This is a genomic window from Mycobacterium sp. IEC1808 (genome assembly GCF_002101935.1).
Taxonomy (GTDB): Bacteria; Actinomycetota; Actinomycetes; order Mycobacteriales; family Mycobacteriaceae; genus Mycobacterium.
Window position 1 is genome coordinate 25,042 of record NZ_LQPV01000007.1, and the last position, 14,226, is coordinate 39,267.

The following is a 14,226-nucleotide window of genomic DNA, read 5'->3' on the forward strand; positions in this document are numbered from 1 at the left end:
TGTCCGGGTGAATCTGCCTGTTGTACTTATTGCCGACAAACTCGCCGAATCAACCGTCGCCGCGCTGGGGGACCAGGTCGAGGTGCGCTGGGTGGATGGCCCGGACCGGCCCAAGCTGCTGGCCGCCGTCCCTGAGGCGGACGCGCTGCTGGTGCGGTCGGCCACCACCGTCGACGCCGAGGTGCTGGCCGCCGCGCCCAAGCTGAAGATCGTGGCCCGCGCCGGGGTCGGCCTGGACAACGTCGACGTCGACGCCGCGACCGCGCGCGGGGTGCTGGTGGTGAACGCCCCCACGTCGAACATCCACAGCGCCGCCGAACACGCGATGGCGCTGCTGCTGGCCGCGGCCCGCCAGATCGCGGCGGCCGACGCCACGCTGCGCGAGCATACCTGGAAGCGGTCGAAGTTCTCCGGCACCGAAATCTTCGGCAAGACCGTCGGTGTCGTCGGGCTCGGCCGCATCGGCCAGCTGTTCGCGCAACGGATCGCGGCCTTCGGCACCCACGTCGTCGCCTACGATCCGTACCTGGCGCCGGCCCGCGCCGCGCAGCTCGGCATCGAGCTGCTGTCCCTGGACGACCTGCTGGCCCGCGCCGACTTCATCTCGGTGCACCTGCCGAAGACCCCGGAGACGGCCGGCCTGATCGACAAGGAGGCGCTGGCGAAGACCAAGCCCGGCGTCATCATCGTCAACGCCGCGCGCGGCGGCCTGGTCGACGAGGCGGCGCTGGCCGACGCGATCAACAGCGGGCACGTCCGCGCCGCCGGCCTCGACGTCTTCTCCACCGAACCGTGCACGGACAGCCCGCTTTTCGAGCTGCCGCAGGTAGTGGTGACGCCGCATCTCGGGGCCTCCACGGCCGAGGCGCAGGACCGGGCCGGCACCGACGTCGCCGCAAGCGTGCGGTTGGCGCTGGCGGGGGAGTTCGTTCCCGACGCCGTCAACGTCGGCGGTGGCGTGGTCAGCGAGGAGGTGTCGCCCTGGCTGGACCTGGTGCGCAAGCTCGGGGTGCTGGCGGCCGCTCTGTCCGGCGAGGTGCCGGTGTCGTTGTCGGTGCAGGTGCGCGGCGAGCTCGCCTCGGAAGATGTTGAGGTGCTTAAGCTTTCGGCGCTGCGCGGGCTGTTCTCGGCGGTCATCGACGAACCGGTGACGTTCGTCAACGCGCCGGCGCTGGCCGCCGAGCGGGGCGTCTCCGCCGAGATCACCACCGCATCCGAAAGCCCCAACCACCGCAGCGTCGTCGACGTGCGGGCCGTCGCCCACGACGGCTCGTGCGTGAACGTCGCGGGCACGCTGTCCGGGCCGCAGTTGGTGGAGAAGATCGTCCAGATCAACGGCCGCAACTTCGACCTGCGGGCCCAGGGCACCAACCTGGTGATCAACTACGCCGACCAGCCCGGGGCGTTGGGCAAGATCGGTACCCTGCTGGGCTCTGCCGGCGTGAACATTCAGGCGGCGCAGCTGTCCGAGGACGCCGAGGGGCCCGGCGCGACGGTCCTGCTGCGGCTGGACCAGGACGTGCCCAAGGACGTGCGGTCGGCAATCTCGGCGGCCGTCGGCGCCAACAAGCTGGAAGTGGTTGACCTGTCGTGAAACTCGCGGTGATCGGCGGCGACGGCATCGGGCCGGAGGTGGTGGCCGAGGCCGTCAAAGTCCTCGACGCGGTCGTGCCGAACGTCGAAAAGACCAGCTACGACCTGGGCGCCCGTCGCTACCATGCCACGGGCGAGCTGCTGCCGGACTCGGTGCTCGCCGAGTTGCGCGAGCACGACGCCATCCTGCTCGGGGCGGTCGGCGACCCGTCGGTGCCCAGCGGCGTCCTGGAGCGAGGTCTGTTGCTGCGGCTGCGCTTTGAGCTCGACCACCACGTCAACCTGCGACCGGGCCGGCTGTACAAGGGGGTGAGCAGTCCGCTCGCGGGAAACCCCGAGATCGACTTCGTGGTGGTGCGTGAGGGCACCGAGGGCCCCTACACCGGCAACGGCGGCGCGATCCGCGCCGGAACGCCCAACGAAGTCGCCACCGAGGTCAGCGTGAACACCGCGTTCGGCGTGCGCCGCGTGGTGCGCTACGCGTTCGAGAAGGCCCGGCTGCGCCGCAACCACCTGACGCTGGTGCACAAGAACAACGTGCTGACGTTCGCCGGGAAGCTGTGGACGCGGGTCGTCGCCGAGGTCGGCGCGGAATATCCCGACGTCGAGGTCGCCTACCAACACGTCGACGCCGCCACCATCTTCATGGTCACCGACCCCGGGCGGTTCGACGTGATCGTCACCGACAACCTGTTCGGCGACATCATCACCGACCTGTCCGCGGCGGTCTGCGGCGGAATCGGCTTGGCCGCCAGCGGAAATATCGACGCCACCCGGGCCAATCCGTCGATGTTCGAGCCGGTGCACGGCAGCGCCCCCGACATCGCCGGTCAGGGCGTCGCGGACCCGACCGCGGCGATCATGTCGGTGGCGCTGCTGCTTTCCCATCTGGGCGAGGACGCTGCGGCTGCCCGGGTGGATGGGGCCGTCGAGACCTATCTGGCAACTCGTGGGAGCGAACCGCGCGCCACCACCGAAGTCGGCGAACGGATCGCAGCCGCGCTCTAGTCTCCAGGCCGGGCGGCAGCAGCCGGATCGGCACCAAGGGCACCGCCGCCAGTGGGAACAACCCGCAGAGCAGCCACGCCGACGGGTATCTCGCCGCGCCGATCAGCACACCGAACAGCGGCGGACCGACCGCCGCCATCACGCGCTGGGTGGTGTTCTGGATGCCCAGGGCGCGCCCGCTCCAGAACGGCCCGGCGAACTCGGTGATGGCGGTCGCCTCCAGGCCGTTGTCGAGCACGGCGAACACCGAGACGGCGACCATCAGCGGGATGTCGAACCGCGAGTCGAGCTGGTCGGAGAGTGCCAACAGAAACAGGGTCAACGCGGCGACGGCGGCGATGACGGCGACCGGTTGCATGCGTGAGCCGATGCGATCCGACCAGCGGCCCACCGCGACGCGGCCGACCGCGCCGAGCAGCTGCGACAGCGTGACCAGCCCGCCGGCGGCGGCGACCGACCAGTGGTGGTGGTTCATCAGCCAGACCAGCATGAACGTGACGGTGACCGTTTGCGGCATCATCAGCAGGCCCGCGACGGCGTGGATACGCCACAGCACCGACGACCCGCGGTAGGGGCTGGCCAGCTCCGCCTCGGTCGCCGTCTCCCGGGGCTTGCGCACCGGGTCGACGATGCCGACCGCGCTCGCCAGCGCCGCCGCCGTGCACACCAGCGCCGGAAACATCAGCCCGGCATGCACGCCGCGCTCCGCCAGTTCGGGCATGACCAGCGCGCCCGCCGCGATGCCCAGCGGCTGCGCGGTCTGCCGGATGCCCATCGCGAGGCCGCGCTGCTGCGGGGGGAACCACGCGGACACCAGCCGGCCGCCGGCGGTGTTGCAACTCGCGGCGGCCACGCCGCCCAGGAACAGATAGACGGCGACCCACACCATCGAGTGCACCGACGCGGCGGCATAGGCGGCGGCCGCGGTGAGACCCGAGCCCAGCGTCAGCACCAGCCGCTCGCCGACGCGGTCCAGCACGTAGCCCCATGCGATGAGCGTGACCACCATGCCCCAGCTCGGCATCGACGCGAGCAGGCCGGCCTCGGCCAGCGGGGTGCCACGCGTGGCTTCCAGCGACGGGATCAGGAATGCGACGCCATTGATGAATAGGAAGGAGCTGGTCGTCACGAACAGCGAGACGATCATGATCGACCATCGCTTGCCGGCGCCGACGGCGGCAGGGTGCCCCTTGGGCATCAGTCCATGCTTGCACACGGCCGGCACCGGTTGCGGGAGCCGCTACTAGCCATCACTAGGCTTCTGCGAATGCGCCTCGGTCGAATCGCCAGCCCGGACGGTGTCGCCTTCGTCAGCATCGAGGGCGAACTCGACGATCCCGCCGCACTGACCGCCCGGGAGATCGCCGAGCACCCGTTCGGCACCCCGACCTTCACCGGACGATCGTGGCCGCTGGCCGACGTCCGGCTGCTGGCGCCGATGCTGGCCGGCAAGGTGGTCTGCGTCGGCAAGAACTACGCCGATCACATCGCGGAGATGAGTAGCTTCGCGACGGGCCCGGCGGCCGCGGACCCGATCATCTTCCTCAAGCCCAACACCGCGATCATCGGGCCCAACGTGCCGATTCGGCTGCCCGCCAACGCATCACCGGTGCACTTCGAGGGTGAGCTGGCGGCGGTCATCGGCCGGCCGTGCAAGGACGTTTCGGCCGCCCAGGCCGCCGAGAACATCCTCGGCTACACCATCGCCAACGACGTGTCGGCACGCGACCAACAAAAGGCCGACGGCCAATGGACCCGCGCCAAGGGCCATGACAGCTTCTGCCCCGTCGGGCCGTGGATCGTCACCGATGTCGACCCGGCGGACCTCGAACTGCGCACCGAGGTCAACGGTGAGGTGAAGCAACACAGCCGCACCTCGCTGATGATCCACGACGTCGGTGCCATCGTGGAGTGGATCTCGGCCGTGATGACGCTGCTGCCCGGCGACCTCATCCTCACCGGCACGCCGGCCGGCGTTGGGCCCATCGAGGACGGCGACACTGTCTCCATCACCGTCGAGGGAATCGGCACCCTCACCAATCCCGTTGTGCGCAAAGGAAAGTCGTGACAGTTCGAGTCCGGTTCTGCCCGTCGCCCACCGGCACCCCGCACGTCGGGATGGTGCGAACCGCGCTGTTCAACTGGGCCTACGCGCGACACACCGGCGGCACCTTCATCTTTCGCATCGAGGACACCGACGCGGCGCGCGACACCGAGGAAAGCTACCTGGCGCTGCTCGACGCGCTGCGCTGGCTCGGCCTCGACTGGGACGAGGGGCCGGAGGCGGGCGGGCCGTACGGGCCGTACCGGCAGTCGCAGCGCGGCGAGATCTACCGCGACGTGGTGGCGCAGCTGCTCGAGGCCGGCGAGGCTTACTACGCCTTCTCGACGCCGGAGGAGGTCGAGGCGCGGCACATCGCCGCGGGCCGAAACCCCAAGCTGGGCTACGACAACTTCGACCGGCAGCTGACCGATTCGCAGCGCGCGGCGTTCCTCGCCGAGGGCCGTAAGCCGGTGGTGCGGCTGCGCATGCCCGACGACGATCTGAGTTGGGACGACCTGGTACACGGGAACACGACCTTTGCGGCGGGCAGCGTGCCCGATTTCGCGCTGACCCGCGCGAGCGGAGATCCGTTGTATACGTTGGTCAACCCGCTCGACGACGCGCTGATGAAGATCACCCACGTGCTGCGCGGCGAGGACCTGCTGTCGTCCACCCCGCGCCAGCTGGCGCTGTATGGGGCGCTGACGCGGATCGGTGTGGCCGAGCGCACACCGCAATTCGCGCACCTGCCAATCGTGTTGGGCGAGGGAACCAAGAAGCTGTCCAAGCGCGACCCGCAGTCGAACCTGTTCGCGCATCGCGACCGGGGCTTCATCCCCGAGGGCCTGCTGAATTACCTTGCGCTGCTGGGCTGGGCGATCGCCGACGACCACGACCTGTTCAGCCTGGACGAAATGGTGGCCGCCTTCGACGTCGTCGACGTCAATTCCAATCCGGCCCGATTCGACCAGAAGAAGGCCGACGCGCTCAACGCCGAGCACATCCGGATGCTCGACGTCTCCGACTTCACCGCCCGCCTGCGCGACTACTTCGACGCGCACGGCCACGACACCGGGCTGGATGACGCCGGATTCGCCGAGGCCGCCGAGCTGGTGCAGACGCGCATCGTCGTCCTGAGCGACGCGTGGGACTTGCTGAAGTTCCTCAATGACGACGAATACGCGATCGACGAGAAGGCCGCCGCCAAGGAGCTCGGCCCGGACGGCGTCGCGGTTTTGGACGCCGCGCTGGGTGCGCTGGACGGCGTGACCGACTGGACAACCGAGCGGATCGAGGCCGCGCTCAAGGCCGCGCTCATCGACGGCCTGGCGCTCAAACCGCGCAAGGCGTTCGGCCCGATCCGCGTCGCCGCGACGGGAACAACGATCAGCCCGCCGCTGTTCGAATCACTCGAACTACTGGGCCGCGAGCGCAGCATGGCGCGGTTGCGGGGCGCGCGCGACGGGGCGGTCTGAGTTTTTGGTAGTCTGCACAGCGGTTTACAAAGGCCGACGACGGCCGGCCACGACGGCGCGGGACACCGCAGAACCGTTGTGACCAGCGGTTTTAGGCAGCCAATGGGGTATGGTGTAATTGGCAACACAGCTGATTCTGGTTCAGCCATTCTAGGTTCGAGTCCTGGTACCCCAGCAAGATCGCGGCACGGCTTGCGATTAGGTCGCCCTTCTCGGGTGAGCTATGCTGGCAGCTCGGATCGGTTCAGGCCCCGTCGTCTAGCGGCCTAGGACGCCGCCCTCTCACGGCGGTAGCGTGGGTTCGAATCCCATCGGGGCTACAAACAATTACTGGCCGGTCCCCAGCACGGCCGGGGCGGTCGACCCGCCCACCGGCATGGGCGGCAATCCGAGCTTGCGGTGATCCCACGAGCGCGCGCGGCGGGCCACGATGCGCACGCACACCCGCTTGTTCATCATCTGCTCGACGAAGGGCTTCATCTCGTCGGTGTAGGGGCCGGTGTAGCGCTCGAACACGCTGACGCCCACCCGGCGCGCAACGTCGGGATCGTCGACGATCTCGGCGACACCCTCGAACGACACCCCGCGCAGCGTGTCGTAGGTGTCACCGTCCTCGATCAGAAAGCTCACCCGCGGATCCCGGGTGAGGTTCACCGCCTTCTGCGACTTGGCCTTGGTCTCGAGCCAGACCTCGCCGTCGACGACGGCGTACCACATGGCGGTCAGGTGCGGCTGCCCGTCGGGCCCGACGGTGGCGAGTGTTCCGGTGCGGCTCTTGACGACGAAATCGGCGATCTCGTCCTCCGACATGACGATGCTCGCGCGCTGATTGGTTCCCATGGCCGTCAGTTTGTCAGGCGGGTTGCGGTCGAGTGTGCGGTGGTGGCTTTCGGTGTGCGCTGGGGGCGGCCTCAACGCACACTCGTCCCCCTGGAAAGGGGAGGGCCGGTTGAGTGTGAATCCACGGCTTTGCGAGTGAACGGAGGGCGTGAAATTCGCCATTTTGCCGCCCAGGATGCACAGTCAGAGCCGTGGATTCACACTCGAGCTGCACACGCGCCGCGGGGACTAAAGCCGGCGGGTGAGTGCCTCGGCGGCGGACAGCAGGTCGGCGGCCCAGCGAGCCCCGGGGCGGCGCCCGATGCGATCGACGGGCCCCGACACCGATATCGCGGCGATGACGACACCGCGGCCGTCACGCACCGGCGCCGACACGCTCGCCACCCCGGGCTCGCGCTCGGCGACGCTTTGCGCCCAACCGCGCCGGCGCACTTCGGCCAGTGCCCGGTCGGTGAATTTCGCCGTCGGCAGCACGGCCTTCTGGACGGTGGCGTCGGCGTAGGCGAGTAGGACTTTGGCCCCCGAGCCCGCCGTCATCGGCAGGCGCGCACCGACCGGAACCGTATCGCGAAGACCCGCAGCCGGTTCGAGGGCGGCCACGCACACCCGCGACATGCCCTCGCGGCGATACAACTGCACGCTCTCGCCGGTGGTCTCGCGCAGGCCGGGCAGCACCGCCGCGCTCGCGGCCAGCAGCGGATCGTTGACGCGGCCGGCCAATTCGGTGACGGCCGGACCGAGTCGCCAACGCCCTTCGTCGTCGCGCGCCAGCAGCCGATGAACTTCCAGCGCGGCCGCCAGCCGATAGGCGGTGGCCCGGGGCAACCCGGTCCGCTCGCACAGTTCGGCCAGCCCGCACGGGGATTCCGCGATCGTATGCAGCACGCCCACCGCTTTGTCGAGGACGCCGATACCGCTATGCTGTCTCACACGGAGATACTAGCGTCTCGCATTCTGAGATGACAGCCGAAAGACCGGATAGGGGCGAATTCGATATGGGATCCGAAGCCAAGCCGCGCACCCTGGCCGAAAAGGTTTGGGACGACCACGTTGTGGCGTCCGGGGGCGGTGCCGAACAAGCGGGGGCCCCTGACTTGATCTACATCGACCTGCATCTGGTACACGAGGTCACCAGCCCGCAGGCGTTCGACGGCCTGCGCCTGGCCGGCCGGGGAGTGCGGCGCCCCGACCTGACGCTGGCCACCGAGGACCACAACGTGCCGACGGTCGACATCGACAAGCCGATCGCCGATCCGGTGTCGCGCACCCAGGTCGAGACGTTGCGGCGCAACTGCGCGGAATTCGGCGTCCGGCTCTATCCGATGGGCGACATCGAACAGGGCATCGTGCACGTCGTCGGTCCGCAATTGGGGCTCACGCAGCCGGGGATGACGATCGTCTGTGGCGATAGTCACACGTCCACGCACGGCGCATTTGGCGCGCTGGCCATGGGGATTGGTACCTCGGAGGTGGAGCACGTGCTGGCCACCCAGACGCTGCCGCTGCGGCCGTTCAAGACGATGGCGGTCAACGTCGACGGGCAGTTGCCCGTGGGCGTCACCGCCAAGGACATCATCCTCGCGCTGATCGCCAAGATCGGCACCGGCGGGGGACAGGGCCACGTCATCGAATACCGGGGCAGCGCCATCGAATCGCTGTCGATGGAAGGCCGGATGACGGTCTGCAACATGAGCATCGAGGCCGGCGCCCGGGCGGGCATGGTGGCGCCGGACGAGACCACGTACGAGTTTTTACGTGGCCGGCCGCACGCCCCGACCGGCGCGCAGTGGGACGCCGCGGTGCACTACTGGCAGCAGTTGCGCACCGACCCCGGCGCCGTCTTCGACACCGAGGTCTACCTCGACGCGGCCTCGCTGAGCCCGTTCGTCACGTGGGGAACCAACCCCGGCCAGGGGGTGCCCCTGGGGGCGGCGGTGCCCGACCCCGAAATGATGTCCGACGACGGCGAGCGGCAGGCCGCCGAGAAAGCCTTGGCGTACATGGACCTTCGACCGGGCACGCCGATGCGCGAGATCCGCGTGGATGCCGTGTTCGTCGGCTCTTGTACCAACGGTCGTATCGAAGACCTGCGTGCGGTGGCCGACGTGTTGCGCGGGCGCAAGGTCGCCCCGGGGGTGCGGATGCTCGTCGTGCCGGGCTCGATGCGGGTGCGCGCGCAGGCGGAAGCCGAAGGGCTGGGCGAGGTTTTCACCGCCGCGGGCGCCGAGTGGCGCCAGGCGGGATGCTCGATGTGCCTGGGCATGAACCCCGATCAGCTGTCGCCGGGCGAGCGGTGTGCCGCCACGTCCAACCGCAACTTCGAAGGGCGGCAGGGCAAAGGGGGCCGCACCCACCTGGTATCGCCGGCCGTCGCCGCGGCCACGGCGGTGCGGGGCACGCTGTCTTCGCCGGCCGACTTGAACTCCAACTGATTTGAATCGAGGACGAAATGGAAGCCTTTCGCACCCACACCGGCATCGGAGTGCCGCTGCGGCGGTCGAATGTCGACACCGACCAGATCATTCCGGCGGTGTTCTTGAAGCGGGTAACCCGAACCGGTTTCGAGGACGGGTTGTTCGCCACATGGCGCTCGGATCCCTCATTCGTGCTCAATCTCAGCCCCTTTGACCGCGGCTCGGTTCTGGTGGCCGGACCCGATTTCGGCACCGGGTCGTCGCGCGAGCATGCGGTGTGGGCGCTCATGGACTACGGGTTCCGGGTGGTCATCTCGTCTCGGTTTGGTGACATTTTCCGGGGCAACGCCGGCAAGGCGGGCCTGTTGGCGGCGGAAGTTTCTCAGGACGGCGTGGAACTGCTTTGGAAGCTCATCGAGGGCAGCCCGGGCTTGGAAATCACTGCCAATCTTCAAGATCGAAATATCACCGCCGGAACGACGGTGCTGCCGTTCAAGATTGACGATCACACCGCGTGGCGATTGCTCGAGGGCCTCGACGATATAGGCCTTACGCTGCGGAAACTCGATCAAATCGAGGCGTTCGAGTCGGCGCGCCCGGAGTGGAAACCGCGCACTCTGCCCGCCTCCTGAAGGGTCGATCGGGACGGCGATTTCACCTCCGACCGATTAGGTAGCCCGTCTTAATTTGGGGCCGCGCCACCGGTCAAGGGCGGCAACCGGATTGCGAAAAATTCGTTCGTTCCGTCCTGAAATTGCGCGTGGCTCTTGGAAATTTGCTAGGTGAGGGTTTACCGTGTTCGCAGTCGGTTCCCAAAAATGGGACCACTGGCTTCGGAGGGTTTGGATGAACAAAGCAGAGCTCATAGATGTGCTCACACAGAAATTGGGCTCGGACCGTCGGCAGGCGACCGCCGCCGTCGAGAATGTTGTCGACACCATTGTGCGCGCGGTGCACAAGGGCGACAGCGTGACCATTACCGGGTTCGGTGTCTTCGAACAGCGGAAGCGCGCGGCGCGGGTGGCCCGCAATCCGCGCACGGGCGAGACGGTAAAGGTGAAGCCGACGTCGGTCCCGGCGTTCCGGCCCGGTGCTCAATTCAAAGCGGTTGTGTCTGGCGCACAGCGCCTCCCGGCGGAAGGACCTGCAGTGAAACGTGGTGTTGTAGCGGCCGGCGCAGCCAAGAAGGCGGCGAAGAAGGCTCCGGCGAAGAAGGCGGCGAGCAAGGCTCCGGCCAAGAAGGCCGCGGCCAAGAAGGCTCCCGCCAAGAAGGCCGCCGTGAAGAAGGCCCCGGCCAAGAAGGCCGCTACCAAGGCTCCGGCCAAGAAGGCCGCAGTGAAGAAGGCTCCCGCCAAGAAGGCCGCAGTGAAGAAGGCTCCGGCCAAGAAGGCCGCAGTGAAGCGGGCTCCGGCCAAGAAGGCGGCGAGCAAGGCTCCGGCCAGGAAGGCTCCTGCCAAGAAGGCCGCCGCTCGGCGCGGTCGCCGGTAGGAAGTTCCAGACGCGGATACCCTTCGGGGTGGCGGCAAATGCCCCACCCGGAGGGTATTTGCGTGTCAGGCCCGCACGTTGGCGGCCAGCGCGCCCCCGATGTGGTCGGCCGCCACCAGGCGGCCGCCTGACAGGGACAGCACCCACGTGCTGCCCTTGTGGTTGCGCGATTTATCGGCACGCACTCCGTCGCGTTCGCACCACCAGGCGATGAGGTCCGGAATCACCTTGCCCTGCGTGCAAATGACGGGGGTGTCGGCCTCCTCCGCGATGCGCAGCATCCGGTGGCGCGCGCGCTTCGGGCTCTTCGCGTACGACTCCTCGGTAAGGGCGGGCTCGTTGTGGACCGTCACACCGAGTTCCTCGGCGAGTGGTTCGACCGTCTGGTGACAGCGCAGCCGGTCCGCCGCGTACACGTCGGTGGCGCCGAAGGCCAGCAGCTGGGGAACCAGTGCCTCGGCCTGCGCGCGTCCCCGCTTGTCGAGCGGGCGTTTGGTGTCGTCGCCTTTGAAGCGTGATTTCCTGCCGGCGGTGCCATGCCGGACCACGAGCACGGTGCGCGTGTCTTCGGGCTGTTTCGCGAAGTGGCGCAACATCTTTCGATCGTGCGGGTAGGTGAGTTTGTCCTTCGCCTCGGCGACCGGCAGCCACACCAACTCATCGACCTCGCGTCCCGGCGTGAACTCGCCGCCGGTGTCGCGCGCCGCCCAGTAATAGACCTTCTTGACGCCCTGCTCGATCGGATAGCTCACCATGTCGAGCCGCCGTCCGAGGATGGCGCGGTGGCCCGTCTCCTCGAACACCTCGCGGACCGCCGCCACCGGGGCCGTCTCGCCGGGGTCCACCTTGCCCTTCGGCAGCGACCAGTCGTCGTAGCGCGGACGGTGGATCAGGGCCACCTCGAGGCTCGGGTCCGCCGGGTCGTCGCCGGCCCTGCGCCACAGCACCGCGCCCGCCGCGTACACGATCTTGCTTCCCGACCGTCGACCCGCCGATGAGGTCTGGTTCGACACCTAAACTCCTGCAGGTCAATTCGCTCGCGGTCGTGGATGCGACCTGGAAGCTATCACACGGCGTCAGGGGCTGCGGTGCCGCTCCATCAGCGATTCCTGATGGTCGCGCACGGTGTGACCCTCCTGGGGTGACGCGGTCCACTGCCCGTCGGGACCCAGTTCCCAGCACCGGGTCGAGGGATCCAGGGCGGATTCGAACAAGTCGTCCAGATAGGCCGTGAGTCGCGGATCCTTGACCTGAACCAGCGCCTCGACGCGCCGGTCGAGGTTGCGGTGCATCATGTCGGCGCTGCCGATCCAGAACTCGTTGAGTCGGTTGAAATGCATGATCCGCGAGTGCTCCAGGAAGCGGCCCAGGATCGAACGGACCGAGATGTTCTCCGAAAAGCCTTCTGCTCCGGGGCGCAGCGCGCAGATGCCGCGCACCACCACCTCGACCCGCACACCCGCCCGCGACGCGCGGTACAACGCGTCGATCACCTGCTCGTCGACCAGAGCGTTCATCTTCATCCGGATCCGGCCGCCGCCGTGTTCGCGGTGGGCGGCGATCTCGCGCTCGACGCGTTCGATGATGCCCGTGCGGATGCTGTGCGGGGCGACCAGAAGATTGCGGTAGGAAACCTTGCGCGAGTAGCCGGTTAGCGAATTGAACAAATCGGTCAGATCGGCCCCGATTTCGGGGGAAGCTGTGAGCAGACCGACGTCCTCGTACAGCCGCGCCGTCTTCCCGTTGTAGTTGCCGGTCCCGATGTGGCAGTAGCGACGGATCGCCGAGCCTTCGCGGCGCACCACCAGACAGGTCTTGCAGTGCGTCTTCAGTCCGACGTAGCCGTAGACCACGTGCACGCCCGCCTGCTCAAGTGTGCGCGCCCAGCGGATGTTGGCCTGTTCGTCGAAGCGCGCCTTGATCTCCACCATTGCCACCACTTGCTTTCCGGCCTCGGCCGCGGCGATCAGCGCCCGAACGATCGGCGAATCACCGGAGGTGCGGTACAACGTCTGCTTGATCGCCAGCACGTTGGGGTCGGCGGCGGACTGCTCGATGAATCGCTGCACGCTGGTGGAGAACGAGTCATACGGATGATGAAGCAACACATCACCTTCGCGCAGCGTCGCGAAGATGCTCCGCGGTGTTTCGCGGTCGGCGAAGGCGGGGTGGGTGTCGGGCACGAATGTCGGATCCTTGAGCGCCGGCCGCTCGATGCCGTAGATCTGCCACAACGACGAAAGGTCGAGCAGGCCGGGCACTTCGATGACGTCACCGGGGTGCACGTCGAGTTCGCGCAGCAGCAGTTCGAGCATGCTTTCGGTCATGTCGTCGGCGATCTCGAGCCGCACCGGCGAACCGAATCGCCTGCGCGCCAGCTCCCGCTCCAGTGCCTGCAGCAGGTCCTCGTCGCGGTCCTCTTCAACCTCGTAGTCCGCGTTGCGGGTGATGCGGAACGCGTGATGCTCAACGATCTCCATACCCGGGAACAGCTCGGGCAGAAAGGCTGCGATCAGTTCTTCCATCGGGAGATAGCGGACGATCTCCGGTCCCTCACCGTCGGCGCCGCGGATGTCGAGCTCGACGAAGCGATCGACGTTGTTCGGCACCTTGACCCGGGCGAAGTGCTGGCCGCCATCCTCGGGCTGGCGCACCATGACCGCGAGGTTCAAGCTCAAGCCGCTGACGAATGGGAATGGGTGAGCGGGGTCGACGGCCAGCGGCGTCAAGACGGGAAAGACTTGTTCGCTGAAATAGGTCGACAATTCGTCGCGCTCCGGCTGATCCAGATCGGCCCACGTGACGATGTGGATGCCTTCCTCGGCGAGCGCCGGTCGTACCGAATCGAGGAACACCCGCGCGTGCCTCGTGGCGATTCGCTGGGTCTGTTCGCCGATGACGGCCAGTTGCTCACGCGGTGTCAGCCCGTCGGCCGACCGGACGGACAGGCCCATCTCGTCGCGGCGCTTGAGGCCGGCGACCCGCACCATGTAGAACTCGTCGAGATTGGACGCGAAGATCGCCAGGAACTTCGCGCGCTCCAGCAGCGGCAGCGAGTTGTCGTCGGCCAGCGCGAGCACGCGCGCGTTGAAGTCCAGCCAGCTCAGTTCGCGGTTGAGGTAGCGGTCCTCCGGCAGCTCGTCGGAGATCGCGGCGGGGGTCGCGGCCGGCGGTGCGGCCACGTCGGCCTCGCCGGAATGCCATGTGGTCTCGTCGGGCCGTGCCTCGGCTTCGGTTTCGGTCACCATGCGATCATTGCTCATCACCCGCTGGTGCTGCTAGCGCTCGGCGGACATCCATTCGCAGTTGGCGCGCCGTTCATCGCTCGTACAGATTTGCTGTGGCGGGTTTTCGTTACTGCTGC

11 protein-coding genes, 2 tRNA genes and 1 pseudogene are annotated in these 14,226 nt (G+C 67.8%); 9 read left to right on the plus strand and 5 right to left on the minus strand.

Annotated elements, in window-relative coordinates; genetic code table 11:
- The first annotated feature begins 7 nt into the window (after positions 1 to 7).
- Both serA and AWB92_RS05325 read left to right on the plus strand, forming a co-directional pair.
- Complete coding sequence (gene serA, locus AWB92_RS05320) at positions 8 to 1,594, plus strand: phosphoglycerate dehydrogenase (protein WP_068102072.1); 1,587 nt, start codon at positions 8 to 10, stop codon at positions 1,592 to 1,594.
- Positions 1,591 to 2,601: a 3-isopropylmalate dehydrogenase gene (locus AWB92_RS05325; protein WP_085184386.1), complete on the plus strand. Its 1,011-nt coding sequence runs from the start codon at positions 1,591 to 1,593 to the stop codon at positions 2,599 to 2,601. The genes serA and AWB92_RS05325 overlap by 4 nt, the downstream gene beginning before the upstream one ends.
- Positions 2,602 to 2,734: 133 nt before the next feature.
- Here AWB92_RS05325 and AWB92_RS05330 read toward each other — a convergent pair.
- Positions 2,735 to 3,799 (minus strand): annotated as a pseudogene (locus tag AWB92_RS05330) (MFS transporter); the annotation flags it as partial.
- Between the two features lie 69 nt (positions 3,800 to 3,868).
- Here AWB92_RS05330 and AWB92_RS05335 point away from each other — a divergent pair.
- The 4 genes from AWB92_RS05335 (at position 3,869) to AWB92_RS05350 (ending at position 6,440) form a co-directional block, all read left to right on the plus strand.
- On the plus strand, positions 3,869 to 4,669 hold the full coding sequence (locus AWB92_RS05335; RefSeq protein WP_085184387.1) for a fumarylacetoacetate hydrolase family protein: 801 nt from the start codon (positions 3,869 to 3,871) through the stop codon (positions 4,667 to 4,669).
- Positions 4,666 to 6,120: a glutamate--tRNA ligase gene (gene gltX / locus AWB92_RS05340; RefSeq protein WP_085184388.1), complete on the plus strand. Its 1,455-nt coding sequence runs from the start codon at positions 4,666 to 4,668 to the stop codon at positions 6,118 to 6,120. Before AWB92_RS05335 ends, gltX begins: the two co-directional genes overlap by 4 nt.
- Positions 6,121 to 6,223: 103 nt before the next feature.
- Positions 6,224 to 6,295, plus strand: a tRNA-Gln gene (locus AWB92_RS05345).
- 72 nt (positions 6,296 to 6,367) lie between these two features.
- Positions 6,368 to 6,440 (plus strand) — tRNA-Glu (locus tag AWB92_RS05350).
- A 7-nt stretch (positions 6,441 to 6,447) separates the two neighbouring features.
- Here the strand turns inward: AWB92_RS05350 and AWB92_RS05355 are convergent.
- A complete protein-coding gene (locus AWB92_RS05355) occupies positions 6,448 to 6,960 on the minus strand; it encodes a PPOX class F420-dependent oxidoreductase (protein ID WP_085184389.1) in 513 nt (170 codons plus the stop codon).
- A 228-nt stretch (positions 6,961 to 7,188) separates the two neighbouring features.
- Entirely contained in the window at positions 7,189 to 7,890 is a 702-nt protein-coding gene (locus tag AWB92_RS05360) for an IclR family transcriptional regulator (RefSeq protein WP_085184390.1), read from the minus strand.
- A gap of 65 nt (positions 7,891 to 7,955) precedes the next feature.
- On the opposite strand from AWB92_RS05360, the gene leuC reads away from it, so the two are divergent.
- From leuC to AWB92_RS05375, 3 genes are all read left to right on the plus strand, one after another.
- Positions 7,956 to 9,392, plus strand: coding sequence for a 3-isopropylmalate dehydratase large subunit (gene leuC, locus AWB92_RS05365; RefSeq protein ID WP_085184391.1), 1,437 nt, complete (start codon positions 7,956 to 7,958; stop codon positions 9,390 to 9,392).
- A gap of 17 nt (positions 9,393 to 9,409) precedes the next feature.
- A complete protein-coding gene (gene leuD / locus AWB92_RS05370) occupies positions 9,410 to 10,006 on the plus strand; it encodes a 3-isopropylmalate dehydratase small subunit (protein ID WP_068102057.1) in 597 nt (198 codons plus the stop codon).
- A 214-nt stretch (positions 10,007 to 10,220) separates the two neighbouring features.
- Complete coding sequence (locus AWB92_RS05375; RefSeq protein ID WP_068189652.1) at positions 10,221 to 10,862, plus strand: HU family DNA-binding protein; 642 nt, start codon at positions 10,221 to 10,223, stop codon at positions 10,860 to 10,862.
- Positions 10,863 to 10,927: 65 nt separating this feature from the next.
- Here AWB92_RS05375 and AWB92_RS05380 read toward each other — a convergent pair whose 3' ends face one another.
- Complete coding sequence (locus AWB92_RS05380) at positions 10,928 to 11,875, minus strand: NUDIX hydrolase (RefSeq protein ID WP_085184392.1); 948 nt, start codon at positions 11,873 to 11,875, stop codon at positions 10,928 to 10,930.
- Between the two features lie 63 nt (positions 11,876 to 11,938).
- Positions 11,939 to 14,128: an RNA degradosome polyphosphate kinase gene (locus AWB92_RS05385; RefSeq protein ID WP_085184393.1), complete on the minus strand. Its 2,190-nt coding sequence runs from the start codon at positions 14,126 to 14,128 to the stop codon at positions 11,939 to 11,941.
- Positions 14,129 to 14,226: the final 98 nt, after the last annotated feature.